This window comes from Bradyrhizobium sp. SZCCHNRI20481 (genome assembly GCF_032485055.1).
Lineage (GTDB): Bacteria > Pseudomonadota > Alphaproteobacteria > Rhizobiales > Xanthobacteraceae > Bradyrhizobium.
Window position 1 is genome coordinate 1 of record NZ_JAUEUE010000008.1, and the last position, 16,492, is coordinate 16,492.

General features: G+C 63.9%; 11 protein-coding genes. 2 read left to right on the plus strand and 9 right to left on the minus strand.

The annotated features are described in order from the left end of the window. Positions 1-1,334: 1,334 nt before the first annotated feature. The 7 genes from QX132_RS14550 to QX132_RS14580 form a co-directional block, all read right to left on the minus strand. A complete protein-coding gene (locus tag QX132_RS14550; RefSeq protein ID WP_316161659.1) occupies positions 1,335-3,470 on the minus strand; it encodes a hypothetical protein in 2,136 nt (711 codons plus the stop codon). Positions 3,471-3,573: 103 nt separating this feature from the next. Continuing rightward, entirely contained in the window at positions 3,574-5,178 is a 1,605-nt protein-coding gene (gene guaA / locus QX132_RS14555) for a glutamine-hydrolyzing GMP synthase (RefSeq protein WP_316161660.1), read from the minus strand. 472 nt (positions 5,179-5,650) lie between these two features. Next, positions 5,651-6,952, minus strand: coding sequence for an RsmB/NOP family class I SAM-dependent RNA methyltransferase (locus QX132_RS14560; protein WP_316161662.1), 1,302 nt, complete (start codon positions 6,950-6,952; stop codon positions 5,651-5,653). Between the two features lie 13 nt (positions 6,953-6,965). Next, positions 6,966-7,307, minus strand: coding sequence for an MAPEG family protein (locus tag QX132_RS14565; RefSeq protein ID WP_316161664.1), 342 nt, complete (start codon positions 7,305-7,307; stop codon positions 6,966-6,968). Between the two features lie 139 nt (positions 7,308-7,446). After that, on the minus strand, positions 7,447-8,469 hold the full coding sequence (locus QX132_RS14570; protein WP_316161666.1) for an NADP-dependent oxidoreductase: 1,023 nt from the start codon (positions 8,467-8,469) through the stop codon (positions 7,447-7,449). Positions 8,470-8,678: 209 nt separating this feature from the next. Then, positions 8,679-10,166: an IMP dehydrogenase gene (gene guaB, locus QX132_RS14575; protein WP_316161668.1), complete on the minus strand. Its 1,488-nt coding sequence runs from the start codon at positions 10,164-10,166 to the stop codon at positions 8,679-8,681. A gap of 277 nt (positions 10,167-10,443) precedes the next feature. After that, positions 10,444-10,692 (minus strand): hypothetical protein, encoded by a 249-nt coding sequence (locus QX132_RS14580; protein ID WP_315797695.1) that lies wholly within the window; start codon positions 10,690-10,692, stop codon positions 10,444-10,446. Positions 10,693-10,829: 137 nt separating this feature from the next. Here QX132_RS14580 and QX132_RS14585 point away from each other — a divergent pair, with 137 nt between their 5' ends. Beyond that, positions 10,830-12,317, plus strand: coding sequence for an MDR family MFS transporter (locus QX132_RS14585; RefSeq protein ID WP_316161669.1), 1,488 nt, complete (start codon positions 10,830-10,832; stop codon positions 12,315-12,317). 14 nt (positions 12,318-12,331) lie between these two features. Here QX132_RS14585 and QX132_RS14590 read toward each other — a convergent pair whose 3' ends face one another. Further along, positions 12,332-13,522, minus strand: coding sequence for a sialate O-acetylesterase (locus QX132_RS14590; protein ID WP_316161671.1), 1,191 nt, complete (start codon positions 13,520-13,522; stop codon positions 12,332-12,334). 348 nt (positions 13,523-13,870) lie between these two features. Between QX132_RS14590 and QX132_RS14595 the strand changes: the two genes are divergently transcribed. Beyond that, on the plus strand, positions 13,871-15,295 hold the full coding sequence (locus QX132_RS14595) for an O-antigen ligase domain-containing protein (RefSeq protein ID WP_316161673.1): 1,425 nt from the start codon (positions 13,871-13,873) through the stop codon (positions 15,293-15,295). Here QX132_RS14595 and QX132_RS14600 read toward each other — a convergent pair. After that, on the minus strand, positions 15,280-16,338 hold the full coding sequence (locus QX132_RS14600; RefSeq protein WP_315770926.1) for an acyltransferase: 1,059 nt from the start codon (positions 16,336-16,338) through the stop codon (positions 15,280-15,282). The two genes, QX132_RS14595 and QX132_RS14600, sit on opposite strands and share 16 nt — an antisense overlap. Positions 16,339-16,492 lie beyond the last annotated feature (154 nt).

The window sequence follows — 16,492 nt, forward strand, 5'->3', positions numbered from 1 at the left end:
CGACGCTCGTGACGATCGCGAAACGTCCCTCTTCAGCGAGCCGGGATGCGCGAGAATGTGGAGGTGATTTGCCCGACGTGGCAAGGGAGAAGTGCGAGACAAACTGGCACGACGGGCAGTTGGCGTATGGGCAGCATGCAAGGATTGCCCGTCGGGCAGGCATCCGGGCAATAGATTCAGCGCTGTCACGATCGGAAAAGTGGTATATCAGCTACGCCATCCTGCTCGGGCTTGTCGCAGGACCCCGTATATTTGACTCAAGACCGCGACATCAGTCAACTCTTGGCCGAGGCCGATTAGTATGAAGGCCGCTACGATACTCCTTGACACCAATGTATGGCGGGCCATCGCCGACACTAACGCGGAAGGACAACTGGTGTCCGCTTTGTCCCGCAGCGGATCGCAAATTGCGATTGCTCCCGCCGTCGTTTATGAGACCCTGCGGTTTGAAAACATCGCGCTCCGCAATCTTATTCTCAGGATACAGACCGCCCCGAGATGGACTAGGCTCATGCCTGAGGCATTTTTGGAATGCGAGGAAATCCGAGCGGAGATAGGTCGTGTTCGCCCAAATTGGCTCTCACCAAATCCTGATCTGTCAGACTATCGGAGAAATGTTCGAGATTGGACCCGGAGAATGAGAGTCGGCAAACAGCTGTCGGGGCTTGGATTCTGGAATCGTGTTCGTGAGCATCCTGATTGGATGGCGAACGCAACCCTCACCGACAGACTTGAGCGAGCACGCCTTGACTCTAAATCAGTTCAAGCGGACAGCAAACGAAAGCGAATTGGACCTCTCGCTCTCAAAGACTTAATGGGACGATTTGCAAACCAACCTCCGGGCAGCGAAGTCTCAGCTTGGCGTTGGCCCGCGTTGGCAGCTTTTGCCTCTCACATTCAGGAAGATGGTAACCCCTACCGAGACTGGCTTGTCCCGTGGTTCAAGATCGATCCGCAGGACATGGCTCCTTCTCTCTGGACAGATTTTTGGATCCAGTCGTGCGCCGAGAACGCGGTCCCACGTCAATGGCTCCGATGGGCCTTCTCTTACCATCAAACATTTACGAAATGGACCGACGGCACTCCGGTAGACGAACAACTATCATCTTATCTTCCGGACTGCGATTACGTTATATCAGCGGACAAGCGTTTCGTCCGCACCGTCAACGAGATCAGAAGCGAAGCGCCCTTTCCAATGGCTACCGCTCTCTTAATCCCTGGCGGCCCAGACGGAGCTTCTGTATTAGTCGAACTAGTTTGCGGACTTACCCTCGCGAACGCGAATGCAAGTGACACTTCGTCATGAAAAAACTTCCCGGAGGCAAGGCACAACGCTAGCGGCCAGCCCTCTGAAGGTCGAGCTTCAAACGGCTCTGATAGACTCTAATTCTCCTCCTGGCGCGCTCTATCACATCACCAAAGTGAAGTATTTCAAAGTACGTTTCGCCTAGAGGTTGCCGCGTATACGGATCAATCAGGGGACCAGATTGAAACCAGCCGTTCCCAGTAGGAAACGGCGTCCAGCTCCCACTGAGCCGCAACGAATTTACTGTATCACCTATGAGATACCCGTATATCTTCTTCAACTTCCCACCCGATTTTGCCGCAAGCAAATGGGCGTATTCCGAAAGATCTCCAATATGCTCATCAACCGAGACGCCCGGCGCCTTGAATTCCACAATGATTACCGAGCCTTCTTTGCTAAAGATCGCTATGTCCGGGCGCTTACCCCGATTGTCGACCACACGTTTATTGAGTAATGCCCGAAACGCCTCGTCGATATCGCTACTGAAAATTGTCTCACGTTCATTCCAGGCGATACTCGCAAGGGGAACATCTGAGGCAATATAGTCGTAGTACTGATAATCCTCGCTCAGAAGCCAAATGTCGTGATCCGACACTGTTTGAGTATCGGCCTTCATCGGAAAAAAGATACTGTGAATTATCGCCTCATCTTTCCGCTTACCTCCACGTGGAGCTTTCTGTATTGTCAAGCTCCTGCTGCAAGCCAACTCAAGTATTTCGACTATGGCTGCGCGACGCACAACCAACTGCGAAAGATTGGCCATATCGAAGTTCTTTAGCGAAGATGTATACTTCCAGGAGAGCTCGTTAATTTTGGATCTGAATTCATCAGAATCCGGCTCAGATTTTATGATTTCTTCTTTCAGACTGAAAATTTCCGCGGTCTCATCTATGACTCGCTCTTGATACTTTTTGAGTACACGCTCTGCTACCGCTTGGGCCGTCTCGCCATAGACAATACGCGTAGATGTATCATGCAGCATGGCTTCGTTGACGCCGAAACGATCAGCCACCTCCTTTACCACGGCATCCTTACGCCAATCTGCCGGAACAACCATGCTTTCGACAACTGGGTCTATAGCTTGGTAGATCCCTCCATAAGATAAGCGCTCTGACGAGAAAAAATCTTCGTTGGGGACCACCTGTGGAATGCCCTCGAAGTCGTCCCGCTGCTCATTGACGTGCCTATCGAGATAGTCACTCTCGATCAACACAATATGACTAAACCCACCCACTGGCCTATTCTGCTCAGTGCGAGTACGAAGATACCGAGAAGTTATATCTTTGACGGGCGACGACTTGGCGCAGAAGGCAATCGCATTCTTAGCAAGATCGAATATCGAGCGATCCAGTTGATAGTGGGAGATTTTGAAGGATTGATAAGATCCCAAGCCCTGCCCTGTCTTGGGGTCCTGCTCCTCTACCATTACGACTTTGTCAGATGTAATTTTTGGCAAGTCGGGTCGGGCCAACACCTCGACTTCCACATCTCTCTTCCAGTGCCTAGCAGTGAATTTGATTTCAAAATTTCCAAGGCGACCTTCAAGGCTAACGAGCCTTTGGAGAAAGGCCACGAGCATTTGCTTCTTGAGAGCGCGCGCTGAGAACAGGCTACTCAACTGCTCGCCGTGAGACATACGAGCTCTGGCAGATTCTTTAAAATTCTCAAGCTTGATGAAGGTTCCTAGTTGACCATCATCCACCACGTTAGATTGGAAATCGTCCGCGTTGATTTGCTTTTTTGGTTCGGCAAAACGCATCACGCGCCGAACGATTTCCTTACCTCTCTTGAAGTAGCTCTCGACGAACAAAGCCGAAAAATGATGAAAAAATTGGATCCGGCCTGCACCTTTGCACTTTCCGATTCCATCGATCGGAAGATCATCTTTGTAGGATGTATCCTTGGTCACAAACGCCTGGACCTGATCATCTCCCAATCCGCATCCATTGTCCTTGCAAGAGATAACAATCGATTCCAGATCCTCTAGCAAATCAGCGCGCACAAACTCGACGGCGACCTCCACCTTCAAATCAGCAACTGAGCCATCAACGTGCTTGCGAATTAGAAATGAGTCAATTGCATTGGAAATCAACTCTTCAAACACGATGTACTGATTTGAGCTTATCTTGGAATTCTTAAGGCTCCCCCGAATGTCCAAAGTCATTTTCTCACTCGCTATGCGTCCGAGAGTGCCAAAGAAAGCGTTGGGGCAAGGGAGCCCTTAGCATCGCATAGCAATGATCACCATTCAATGATTCCTACGCCCCTCACTCCCACTCAATCGTCCCCGGCGGCTTGCTGGTCACATCATACACCACCCTATTCACGCCCTTCACCTCGTTGATGATGCGCGTCGCCGTATTGCCCAGGAACTTCATGTCGAACGGATAGAAATCGGCGGTCATGCCGTCGGTGGAAGTGACGGCGCGCAGGCCGACGACGTAGTCGTAGGTGCGGCCGTCGCCCATGACGCCGACGGTCTTGACGGGGAGCAGCACGGCGAAGGCCTGCCAGATGGTGTCGTAGAGGCCGGCCTTGCGGATCTCGTCGATGTAGATGGCGTCGGCCTTGCGCAGGATGTCGAGCTTCTCGACCGTGATCTCGCCGGGGCAGCGGATGGCGAGACCCGGGCCCGGGAACGGGTGGCGGCCGACGAACACGTCGGGAAGGCCGAGCTCGCGGCCGAGCACGCGGACCTCGTCCTTGAACAGCTCGCGCAACGGCTCGACCAGCTTCATGTTCATGCGGGCCGGGAGGCCGCCGACATTGTGGTGCGACTTGATCGTCACCGAGGGGCCGCCGGTGAAGGAGACGCTCTCGATCACGTCGGGATAGAGCGTGCCCTGCGCCAGGAAATCGGCGCCGCCGATCTTCTTCGCTTCCGCTTCGAACACGTCGATGAAGAGGCGTCCGATGGTCTTGCGCTTCGCTTCGGGGTCGGTGACGCCTGCGAGCTCGCCGAGGAAGAGCTTTGACGCGTCCACATGCACCAGCGGGATGTTGTAGTGGTGCCGGAAGAGATCGACGACGGTCTCGGCCTCGTTGAGCCGGAGCAGGCCGTGATCGACGAACACACAGGTGAGCTGGTCGCCGATCGCCTCGTGGATCAGCACCGCGGCGACGGCGGAATCGACGCCCCCTGACAGGCCGCAGATCACCTTGCCTTTGCCGACCTGCGCGCGGATCTTCTTGATCTCCTCGGCGCGGAAGGCGTGCATGGTCCAGTCGCCGCCGAGGCCGGCGATGTTGCGGACGAAGTTGCGGATCAGTTTGGCACCGTCAGGCGTGTGCACCACCTCGGGGTGGAACATCAGGCCGTAGTACTTGCGCGCCTCGTCCTGGATCACGGCGAACGGCGCGTTCGGCGAGACGCCGGCGACCGAGAAGCCCGGCGGCATCTGGGTGATGCGGTCGCCATGGCTCATCCACACCTGGTGCTGCTCGCCGGTCTGCCAGACGCCCTCGAACAGGCGGCTTTCCGTCTTCACCTCGACGTCAGCGCGGCCGAACTCGCGGTGGTGGCCGCCCTCGACGGTGCCGCCGAGCTGGGCGGCCATCGTCATCTGGCCGTAGCAGATGCCCATCACGGGGACGCCGGAGTCGAAGATCAATTGCGGGGCGCGCGGTGAGCCTTCCTCATGGACCGATTCCGGGCCGCCGGAGAGGATCACGGCCTTAGGCCTCATCTCGCGGAAGGCGGCCTCCGCCTTCTGGAACGGCACGATCTCGCAATACACGCCGTCCTCGCGCACCCGGCGCGCGATCAGCTGCGTGACCTGGCTGCCGAAATCGACGATCAGGATCTTGTCGTGGAGCGCGGCCACAGAGGTGTCGGCGGCGGCGCTGGCGGGGGTGTTGGGCTGGGCTGTCATGGCAAGGAATTACGCCGCGGCGGGAGGACTCGCAACCCTTGCCAGCAAGCGATTCACCGGTGCGTACCCCACCCACCGCTGTCGTCCCGGCCAAGCGGACTGGGGCAATGCGCAGCATTGCGCCAGTTCGCGCCGAGCCGGGATCCATAGCCACAGGACGCGGGGCTCGGGCACGCTGTGGCCACAGCTCGCGCCAGACGACGGCCGCGGAGTATGGGTCCCGGGTCGGTGCCCCACGCGCTACGCGCGCGGGGCTTGCCCGGGACGACAGCGGGGAATGTTCGCGGCGGGGGGCCGTAGGGTGGGCAAAGGCGCGTGGCAGGCCTTCCGTTTGGTCCACGCCGGTGCGCGCCGTGCCCACCGTCGGGCGGCGTTCACCGCGGCGACACGGTGGGCACGACGCCATTGCCATTGTCGTGCGCGGACATGGCGCGGCAGCGCCTTTGCCCACCCTACGGCGGTGTGGGTGCGGCTACGCCTGCTTCTTCAGCACCGACACGAAGAACCCGTCCGTACCCGTCCGGCGCGGGGTCATCAGCCAGCCCTCCGGCGTCTTTAGCGCGGCCTCGGCGAAGGCCTCGGACTTGTCCCAGAGGACGGTGGCGGTCTGGTCGGGGGGCTGGATGGAGAACTCGGGGTGGCGCTCCACGAAGGCACGGACCTGGTCGCCGTTTTCGGGCTGCAGCACCGAGCAGGTGATGTAGGCGATGCGGCCGCCGGGCTTGACCAGGGTGCTAGCGCGATCAAGCACTTCGGCCTGGTCCTTGAGACGGATCTCGAGCGCGCCGGGGCGCATGCGCCATTTGGCGTCGGGGTTGCGGCGCCAGGTCCCCGTGCCCGTGCAGGGGGCGTCGATGACGACGAGATCGGCCGAGGCCTTGATATCGGCGAGCGGGTCGGCGTCGCCCTTCGGGCTGCGCACATCGGCGTTGTGGACGCCGGCGCGCGACAGCCGCTCGTGGATCGGCGCGAGCTGGCGCTTGTCGTGATCGGTGGCGATCAGGCGGCCCTTGCCGCCCATCATCGCGGCCAGCGCCAGCGTCTTGCCGCCGGCGCCGGCGCAGAGGTCGATCACCTGCTCGCCGGGCTTGGCGGCGGTGAACAGCGCCGCGAGCTGCGAGCCCTCGTCCTGGACCTCGATGGCGCCCTTGATGAAATCCTCCTCGGCATGGATTCCGGGATTGCGGGCGTCGGCGCCGAGCGTGATGCGCAGGCCGATCGGCGACCATGGCGTCGGCACAGCGCCGAGATGCTTCAGCGAGGCCTGCACCTTGTCGCGCTTGGCTTTGAGCGTGTTGACGCGCAAATCGAGCGGCGCGCGGCTGGCCATCGCCATGGCTTCCGCAACGCGGTCGTCGCCGAACACGGCGGCGAGATACGGATCAAGCCAGTCGGGATAGTCGCCGGCGACCGGCGGCGGCGCGCCCTCGGTGGTGCGCGTGGCCAGCGCCTTCTCCTCTTGCGCGTTGAGCGGCGGCGGGGCGAAGCGGCTGCCGTCGCACATCGCACCGATGGTCGCGACATCGAGGCCGCGCTCGAGCTTGAGCATGCCGAGCACGCGCGCACGCGCCGTGTCGTCCTCCATCAGGTAGGCGCTGGAGGCGCGGCGGCGCAGCACGTCCCAGACGAGGCCCGCGATGGCGGCGCGGTCGCCGGAGCCGGCGAAGCGGTGGCTGGTGCCCCAGTCCTTCAGCGCCTTGGCCGCCGGCGCCCTGTCGGCCTCGATGGTTTCGATGATGTCGATGGCGGCGGACAGCCGGGCGGCGGGGGTCATTCAGGGTCCAGTTCTAGATCAGGAGAAGGATCTTGAGGGCGAAATACAGCCACATCGCCAGCAGCACCAGCGCCGAGGCGGTCCAGGCGAGGCCGCGCTGGCGGCTGTCCTTGGCGCCGCCGACAAGGCCGGCATTGACGAAGCGGGTCACCACGAACACCCAGGACAGCAGCACGATCACCAGATCGGCGTGCCGCAGCGGCAGCGCAATCGCGATCAGGGCGTAGAACAGGGTTGGCAGGCCGAATTCGTCGGCGGCGTCAGTGGCTTGCGCCCGCGTCCTGTTCCAGAACAGCAGCGCGAAGGTGAGCCCGACCTCGACGAAGACGGGCAGCAGCACCATGGTCAGCGACATCGAAAATCCCCCTGGGAATGTCGAAGGCCCGGCATGATGCCGGGCCCTCGTGGATGAACCGGTTCCCTCAGGACTCCCGATATGCGCCCGTGGTTCCCGCTTTTTTCCGGACAGGCTTAAGAATCACATCAGGAGTGGCTCAGGCCTTGTCCGGCCCGACCCGCACCAGCTGCTTGCCGAAATTGGCACCTTTCAGCAGGCCCATGAACGCGGACGGCGCGTTCTCCAGGCCCTCGGTGACGAACTCCTTGTACTTGACCTTGCCGTCGCGGACCCAGGCCGACATGTCCTTGAGGAAGTCGCCATGGCGGGACCCAAAGTCGGAGACGATGAAGCCGCGGATGGTGAGCCGCTTGGTCAGCACGTTGCGCATCAGCGCGCCGGCCCATTTCGGCGCCACCGACTGGGTGTCGTTGTAATGGGCGATCAGGCCGCAGACGGGCATGCGGGCGAAGGCGTTGAACAGCGGGAATACCGCCTCGAACACCGGGCCGCCGACATTCTCGAAATAGACGTCGATGCCTTTCGGGCAGGCTTCCTTGAGCTTGGCGGCGAGATCGGGATCGCGATGGTCGAGGCAGTCGTCGAAGCCGAACTCGGATCGAACGTAGTCGCATTTGTCCTTGCCGCCGGCGATGCCGATGGCGCGGGCGCCCTTGATCCGGGCGATCTGGCCCACGGCCGAGCCGACCGCGCCGGACGCCGCGGCGACCACCACCGTCTCGCCCGGCTTGGGCTGGCCGATGTCGAGCAGGCCGGTATAGGCGGTCATGCCGGGCATGCCGAGCACGCCGACGGCGGTCGAGATCGGCGCCAGCGCCGGGTCGACCTTGGCGAGGCCCTTGCCGTCGGAGATCGCATGCGTCTGCCAGCCGGCGCGCGCCAGCACGATGTCGCCGGCTTTGAAGCCGGGATTGTTGGAGGCCACCACCTCGCACACGGTGCCCGCCTCCATCACGCCGCCGACCGGCACCGGCTGGGCATAGGATGGCCCATCGCTCATGCGCCCGCGCATGTACGGATCGAGCGACAGCCAGATCGTGCGCAGCAGCACTTCGCCAGCACCGGGCGTCGGAACGGCGTGCTCCTCGAGGCGGAAGTCGGACGGCTTGGGCTCGCCGACGGGACGGGCGGCGAGAACGATGCGCTTGGCTTGGGACATGGTGTTTCCTCCTGATGTTCTTATCGTTGCCGAGGGAATGATGATCTCTCCTCCGTCATTCCGGGGCGCGCGTCAGCGCGAACCCGGAATCCAGAGGTGATGCGCAAAGGTGATTGCGCAAGACAATATCGAGATTCCGGGTTCAGCACGCCGCGCAAAAGCGCGCGTCATGCTGCCCCGGAATGACGGACGCGTGGCGGCCTTCTCGCTCACGCCCCGCCCGGATAGTTCGGGCTTTCGCGGGTGATGGTCACGTCATGGACGTGGCTCTCGCGCAGGCCCGCGCCGGTGATACGGACGAACTCGGCCTTGTCGTGGAATTCGGCGAGGTCCTTGGCGCCGACATAGCCCATGGCGGCACGGAGGCCGCCGGCGAGCTGGTGCATGACGTTGCCGACCGGGCCCTTGTACGGCACCTGGCCCTCGATGCCCTCCGGCACGAGCTTGAGCGTGTCCTTGATGTCCTGCTGGAAGTAGCGGTCGGCCGAGCCGCGCGCCATCGCGCCGACCGAACCCATGCCGCGATAAGCCTTGTAGGACCGGCCCTGCCACAGGAACACCTCGCCGGGCGTCTCGTCGGTGCCGGCGAGCAGCGAGCCGACCATGGCGACGTCGGCGCCGGCGGCGAGCGCCTTGGCGAGATCGCCGGAGAACTTGATGCCGCCGTCGGCGATGACCGGCACATCGGCCTTCTTGGCCGCCTCGACCGCATCCATGATCGCGGTGAGCTGCGGCACGCCGACGCCGGCGACGATGCGGGTGGTGCAGATCGAGCCCGGGCCGATGCCGACCTTGACGGCGTCAGCGCCGGCATCGATCAGCGCCTGCGCGCCGTCGCGGGTGGCGATATTGCCGGCGATCACCTGCACGGCGTTGGAGATCCGCTTGATGCGGTTGACCGCCTCGAGCACGCGCGAGGAATGGCCATGCGCGGTGTCGACCACGATGAGGTCGACACCGGCCTCGATCAGCCGCTCGGTGCGCTCGAAGCCGCCCTCGCCGACGGTGGTCGCAGCCGCGACACGCAGGCGGCCCTGGCCGTCCTTGCAGGCAAGCGGATGCGCGACCGCCTTCTCCATGTCCTTGACGGTGATCAGGCCGACGCAGCGGTACTGATCGTCGACGACCAGCAGCTTCTCGATGCGGTGCTTGTGCAGGATCTTCTTGGCCTCGTCCTGGCCGACGCCCTCGCGCACGGTGACGAGGTTCTCATGCGTCATCAGCTCGGAAATCTTCTGGCGCGGATCGGTGGCGAAGCGCACGTCGCGATTGGTGAGAATGCCGACCAGCTTGCCGGGGATGCCCTTGCCGCCGCCGGTGACCACCGGGATGCCGGAGAAGCCGTAGTCCTTCATCAGCGCCAGCGCGTCGGCGAGCGTCGCGTCGGGCGAGATGGTCAGCGGGTTGACCACCATGCCGGATTCGAACTTCTTGACCTGGCGCACCTGGGCGGCCTGGCCCTCGGGATCGAAATTGCGGTGGATGACCCCGACACCGCCGGCCTGCGCCATGGCGATCGCCATGCGCGCCTCGGTGACGGTATCCATGGCGGACGCCATGATCGGAATGTTGAGCGGGATCTCGCGCGTCACGCGCGAGCGGATGTCGACCTCGGAGGGAAGCACATCGGAGAGGCCCGGCTTCAAGAGCACGTCGTCGAAGGTGAAGGCTTCGCGAAGTGTCTGGACGGTCGCCATCGTCAACTCCTTGTCTGCGGCCAAAACGGCCGCGATGCGGGTACGGATGAGCGACGCCGCCGTCGAGACCATGCCTCGCCGTCGAATCGGTGCCCATCGGTGGGGTTGACGCGGGTCGATAGCATGGGCCTGTGACGAATCAAAGGGCCGATCCGCTGTCCTCCCGCGATTGCGAAGAACGGCCCAGACCGGCCCTCATTCGCGCGCCGCGCGCAATAAAAGATCGTGAATACCCTGAATCCGGAGCAGAAATTCCGCTTGCCTCCGGACCCGCGCCTCAGCGCCAGGCGCCCGGCGGCGGGCCGTAGCGCCGGATCGCGTCGACCACCTCGCGGTGCCGCCGGTCCTCCCGCCGCATGTGCACGGCGATCAGCGCGTGAGCCGAGGGCACCAGCAGCAGCACGTGAAAGAACAGGCCGAGGACCAGGCACACCACGCAGAGCAGCAAGTTGAACACCGCCGCAAACGGCTGCCCGTTGAGCAGCAGGCCCAGCGGCGGCACCAGGGCGGCGAGCAGGTAGATCATCGGCACATCTCCAGGAAGCGGGGACGCGACAGCGTCGCGCTGCATTTAGGGGGCCATGCCAGCAGCGCAATGGCCTCGTTCGTCGCAGGGTGTTAAAGCCGCACCGCCCGCCTGCCCTCCCCCGCCGCCGACATCCGATGAACAAGCAACGCGTCATTCCGCTGATCGTCGCCACCGCCCTGTTCATGGAGAACATGGACTCCACGGTGATCGCGACCTCGCTGCCGGCGATCGCCAGGGACATCGGCACCAGCCCGCTGACCTTGAAGCTCGCCATCACCTCGTATCTGCTGTCGCTCGCGGTGTTCATCCCGGCCAGCGGCTGGACCGCCGACCGCTTCGGCGCGCGACGCGTGTTCTCCAGCGCAGTCGCCGTGTTCATGATCGGCTCGATCGGCTGCGCCTTTGCCAACTCGGTCGAGAACTTCGTGTTCGCGCGCATCCTGCAGGGCATGGGCGGGGCGATGATGACGCCGGTCGGGCGTCTCGTTCTCTTGCGTTCCGTCGACAAGAGCGCGCTGGTCGGCGCGATGGCCTGGGTCACGATTCCCGCGCTGATCGGCCCGGTGATCGGGCCGCCGGTCGGCGGCTTCATCACCACCTATTTCTCCTGGCACTGGATCTTTCTGATCAACATCCCGATCGGCATCGTCGGCATCATCATGGCGCTGCGCTTCATCGATCCGATCAAGAGCGAGAACCCCGAGCCGTTCGATCTCACCGGCATGGTGCTCGCGGGCATCGGCCTCGCCGGTCTCGCCTTCGGCCTCTCCGTCGCCGGCCTCAATTTGCTGCCATGGTCGGTGGTCGGCAGTCTCGTCGCGATCGGCGCAATCTCGATGACGCTCTATGTCCGCCACTCCTGGCGGACCAACTCGCCGGTGCTCGACTTCTCGCTGCTGCGACTGCCGACCCTGCGCGCCTCGATCGTCGGCGGCTTCATGTTTCGCCTGGGCATCGGCGCCCTGCCCTTCCTGCTGCCGCTGCTGATGCAGCTCGGCTTCGGGCTGTCGCCATTCCAGTCCGGCCTCGTCACCTTCGGCTCCTCGGCCGGCGCGATGGGCATGAAGGCGCTGGCCGCGCGCCTCATCCGCGCCTTCGGCTTCCGCCATCTGATGACCATCAATGCCGTCGTCAGTTCGGTCTTCCTCGCCGCCTGCGCGCTGTTCACGCCGGCGACGCCGCTGCTGCTGATCCTGATCATTCTCGTGGTCGGCGGCTTCTTCCGCTCGTTGCAGTTCACAGCGATCAACACCGTGGCCTATGCCGAGGTCGAGACTGCGCAGATGAGCCGCGCCACCACGCTCACCAGTGTCAACCAGCAGCTCGCGATCTCCGCCGGCGTCGCGGTCGGCGCGTTCTCGGTGGAGACCACGATGTGGATGCACGGGGCGAGCCAGCTCACCGCCTCGTCCTTCGCGCCCGCCTTCATCGTCGTCGCCATCACCTCGGCGCTGTCGTCGATCCTGTTCTGGCAGATGCCGGATGACGCCGGCAGCGAGATCTCAGGCCGCAAGGTCGCGGCGATCGCGAGCCGCAAGGGCGCTGAGAAGGGCGCGGAGAAGGCCGCCAGGAAATCGGCGAGCGAGACCACTCAGGACGTGCGGGATCAGCGGCTGGGGTAGCCGTCCGTTTCCGGTCAAGGTCTTCTCGCGTCGGACTTCCAGAACTCGGCGAGGCGATCCGCCCACATCCGCGCGTGCAGCTCCGTGCCGGCACGGCTCATGTGGCAGCCGTCGTGGCGCAGCGTAAGCCCGATCTGGTCGGTATCCGGGCCAGGATGGACGCCGAGCGCCGGGTTCGGCACGACAGCCTGCGCCGAGCGTATGATCTCGTCGGGAATGCTGCCGCAAAGCGTCGCCGTGGCCACGAAGATCGGCGCCGTTACGTCGGCCGCCCGCAGGCCGGCGACGATCTCCAGATAGTTCCGCAAGTACGACAGCCGGCCCGCTTCCTTCATCTTCGGGGTGACTTGCAGATGCGTGCCGTCCTCCGCCCCGTTCGTCGAGAAGGCGAAGGCGTTGGACTCGCCCTGATGCCAGAGCACCGCGCTCGGCTCGAGACCGGCGTCGCGCAGGCCGGCGATGGTTGCGAGCAGCACCTCGAAATACTTGCCGCCGCGGGCGCGCCACTCCTCCAGATAGGTGCCGCCGATCGCGGCCGGCGCGATCAGCACCGTCTTCGCCAGCCCGCGATCGATCAATTCGTCGCCCAGCCGGGTGGCGACGTTCTCGCCGTCGCCCGTCGTTCCCAGCAACGGATTGCGCGCCACGTAGCAGCGGCCGTCGAAGCGGTCGAAATTGTAGAACCGGTTGTGAGGCTGATAGAACCGGCCACTCTGATCGGGCGCGCCGGTGTTGGAAATGTTCGACTGGCCCGCGGTCAGAAGCACCACCAGCCCCTCGCGCGGAATGGCGTCGCAGGCAATTGGCGTCGCCCTGGCACGCGCAGCCTCGTTGTCCCCCGTGAGACAGCGCGAGGCGTTGCCGCCCGCGATGAAATCCGCGTCAGAACCGTACAGTGCATGGGCCAGGTTGCGTCCCTGCAGCAGGCTCTGCACCTCCGGGTCTCCGCTCGCGCCGTCGATGCGACGGTCGATGTCGGCAAAGGCGGCGCGCCGCGTGCGTACCTGCTCCAGCAGCGCCAGGAAGCCTGGGCGGGTCGAGATCGGTCCGACGGCGCAGGGAACGCAATTGCCGTCGCGTGTCCTGGCCGCGGTGGTCGGCTGGCAGACGTCGCGGGCCGGCAGCACCTCCGCGGCGCCGGCCGTGGCAGCGAACGAGGCGAACCACGCTGCGACAAGTACGACGATTGATACACGCAGGTTCATGTTCCAGTCACTCTTCGTCGCCAACCTTGGATATCACCTCTGTTCCAGAGCTTGCATATGACTTCCAGCCGTTCCGGGCCTCATGGTTCGAGACGCGCCGCAAGCGGCGCTCCTCACCATGAGGGGCTTGGATCGCGCTCCGAACACAGACCTCGTCCTGAGGAGCGCGCCCCTTGGCGCGCGTCTCGAAGGACGGCCACAGGGCGCACTCCCGTTGGTGTCATCCATGTGAGAGCAGCCCCGCGTTCGTGCGGAAGAACCGAGGAGCGCCAATCTCGTTATGCAGGCCGGCACCGCCCTGTTTCGTGGATACGGCGCGAGCCGCCTTTTCCATTATAGTCCGCCTCCATGAAGGAGAGCCGAATCGATGCACGGCCGCTCGCCACCCTGGCGACGGACTGTTGGCCAACCGCGCTTCTGCTCGCGGCGACGGTGCTCGCCGTGCCCGCACTCGGCGGCCTTGTCAGGCCGGCCTTCGTGCTCGGCTGCGCGGTCACCGGCTGGTTCGCGTGGCGTCGCAGCCCCGAAGCCCACGTTCAGTCGGCGATCCTGATGTTCGCCTTCGCTCCTTTCGTGCGCCGCCTGGTCGACATCTCCGCAGGATTCGATTCGTCCGGCATCATGTTGAGCGGCCCCCTGCTGTTCATCATCGCGCCAGTTCCGAGTCTGGCACTCTCGCCCTCGGCCAAGGACAGGCCGGGCAATCCCTGGCTCGTGGCGCCGCTCATCATCCTCGCCTGCATCGTCTATGGCGGCGCGCTTTCGATCTTCCAGAACGACTGGTTCAACGCCGCCAATGGCGGAATGAAATGGGCCGCGCCCGTACTCTATGCGATCGCCCTGCAGCAGCGGGCGCAATCCGACGGCGTCCTGCTCGATGCCATCACGCGCGTGTTCCTGCTGGTGCTGCCGCTCACCGGCTTCTACGGCATCTGGCAATATGTCGATCCGCAAGGCTGGGATCGGTTCTGGATGGTGAACGCCAGCATCACCTCGGCCGGCTATCCGCTGCCCTACATGGTGCGCGTGTTCAGCACGATGAACGGCCCGGCCAGCTACGCGACCTTCACGGCCACGGGCCTGCTGCTGGTGGGCTTCCTGCGCCCGGGATGGCTGGCACTGGCGGCGATGGCGCCGGCGGCGCTCGGCCTGTTGCTGTCGCTCTACCGCACCAGCTGGATCACGCTCGCGGTGGGCGTGCTGTTCTGCATGCAGTTCCCCGCGACGCGGCGTCGTGCCGTATCGATCACGGTCGGACTGGTCGGCGCGGTGATCGTCATCGTCATGTTCACTCCGTTCGCGGAGGTCATCACCTCTCGTCTGGAATCGCTCGGCAGCGTGTCGCAGGACAGTAGCGGCAGCGAGCGGCTGGATGAGTTCGTCACGCTGTGGAATGCGCCGAACAGCATGGTCCTGGGATCGGGCTTCACCATCACCGACGTCGGCGTCGCCGGCGCGATGCCGATCGACGGGCAGATCATCGCAAGCTGGGTGACGATGGGCATTCCGGTCGGACTGATCTGCCTCGCAGCCTATGTCTGGGTCGGGCTCGCCGCCACCGGCGCCGCCTGGCGGATGCCGACGCGCGAGGGCGCCGTGCTCGGCGCGCTCGCCATCAGTGCGCTGCTGATCCAGCTGCCGCTGACCAGCATCTCCTCCGGCGAGGTCTCGGCGCTGTTCTGGATGCTCGTCGCCATGGCCTGTCCGCTCGACCAGATGGCCGGCGGCGCACGGCGCACCGTCGCCGCTCAGCAGCATCAGGCCGGCGCCTGATCGGACGTTGCAACGCGCGGCGCGATCGCTGCGGCCTGCGGCTTGCGGGAGGCCGGCGGAGCAAGCCCGAAGACCGGCAGCAGATGCAGCCGCTGCAGGATGGCATGCGCCATCAGAGGAAGCACGACACCGGCCGCCGTCCCGGCCAACAGATAGACCCATGGCGATGGTGGGATGTGAAGCTTGAGCATGATGATGCGCATGCCCGACCCGCTGAGGATGTGCAGCACATAGATCGTCATCGACGCGACGCCTGCGGCCGCAAGCCAGCGATGACGCGCCGGGGCAAGCAGCTTGCAGAGCCCGACCGTGCCGGCGATCCCGAGCACACAGGCCGGCAGGGAGGCGAGCCCATTGGCGTCCATGCCGGACAGCTGGCCGCCCAGCGCCACCGCGGCCGCAAACGCGATCCCGATCACGGCCAACGCGGACCAGCCGAACGGCCGCCATTCCGCCACCACGCTGACACCGTAGACGCCCGCGACGTAGAACGGCAGATGATGCAGGGTGAGTGCGAGGTCCGGCCGGATCGGCAGCGCGAGGAACACGCAGAGCCCGGCCAGCGCGAGCGTAATCAAGACCGTCCGCGACGGGACCAGCACCGCGATCACGTGGCAGATCATCAACGCGTAGAGGAACCAGAACTGCGCGATCGGACGATACCAGATCGCGGCGAGATCGCCGGGATGGATCGGGATGTTGGCATCCCGTGCCAGCAGCATCGTGATCCCGCCCTGGATCAACGACCACAGCACGTAGGGATAGGCGATGGTCCAGAGCTTGGACGTGAGGAAGGGACGCGCGCCGCGCCGCAAGCTGTGCTGCACATTCAAGCCGGCCAGGAAGAAGAACAGCGGCATGTGGAAGGTGTAGAGCGTGTAGTCCATCCAGCGCGCGACGGCTCCATCCGGGAAGATGCCCGGGCGCACCAGACCGCCAAGCACGTGACCGTACACGACCAGGATGACGCCGAGGCCGCGCGCGAAATCGATCCACGCCGTGCGCGCGGTGTCAGCCGTTGCCCTCTGCGTTCCAGCATCCATGCCCGACTTGTCCTGCCCGTGTCGCGCAGCCCGTGTCCAGTTTGCGATCCTGCGAGGTCCGCGCCGCATTCATCCAAGTCTTAGCGCAGCCGGCTTTGCAGCGCCGTTGGCGCCTGCCAGGACATCGGGGGTATTCTCGCGTTAGTCTTAACCA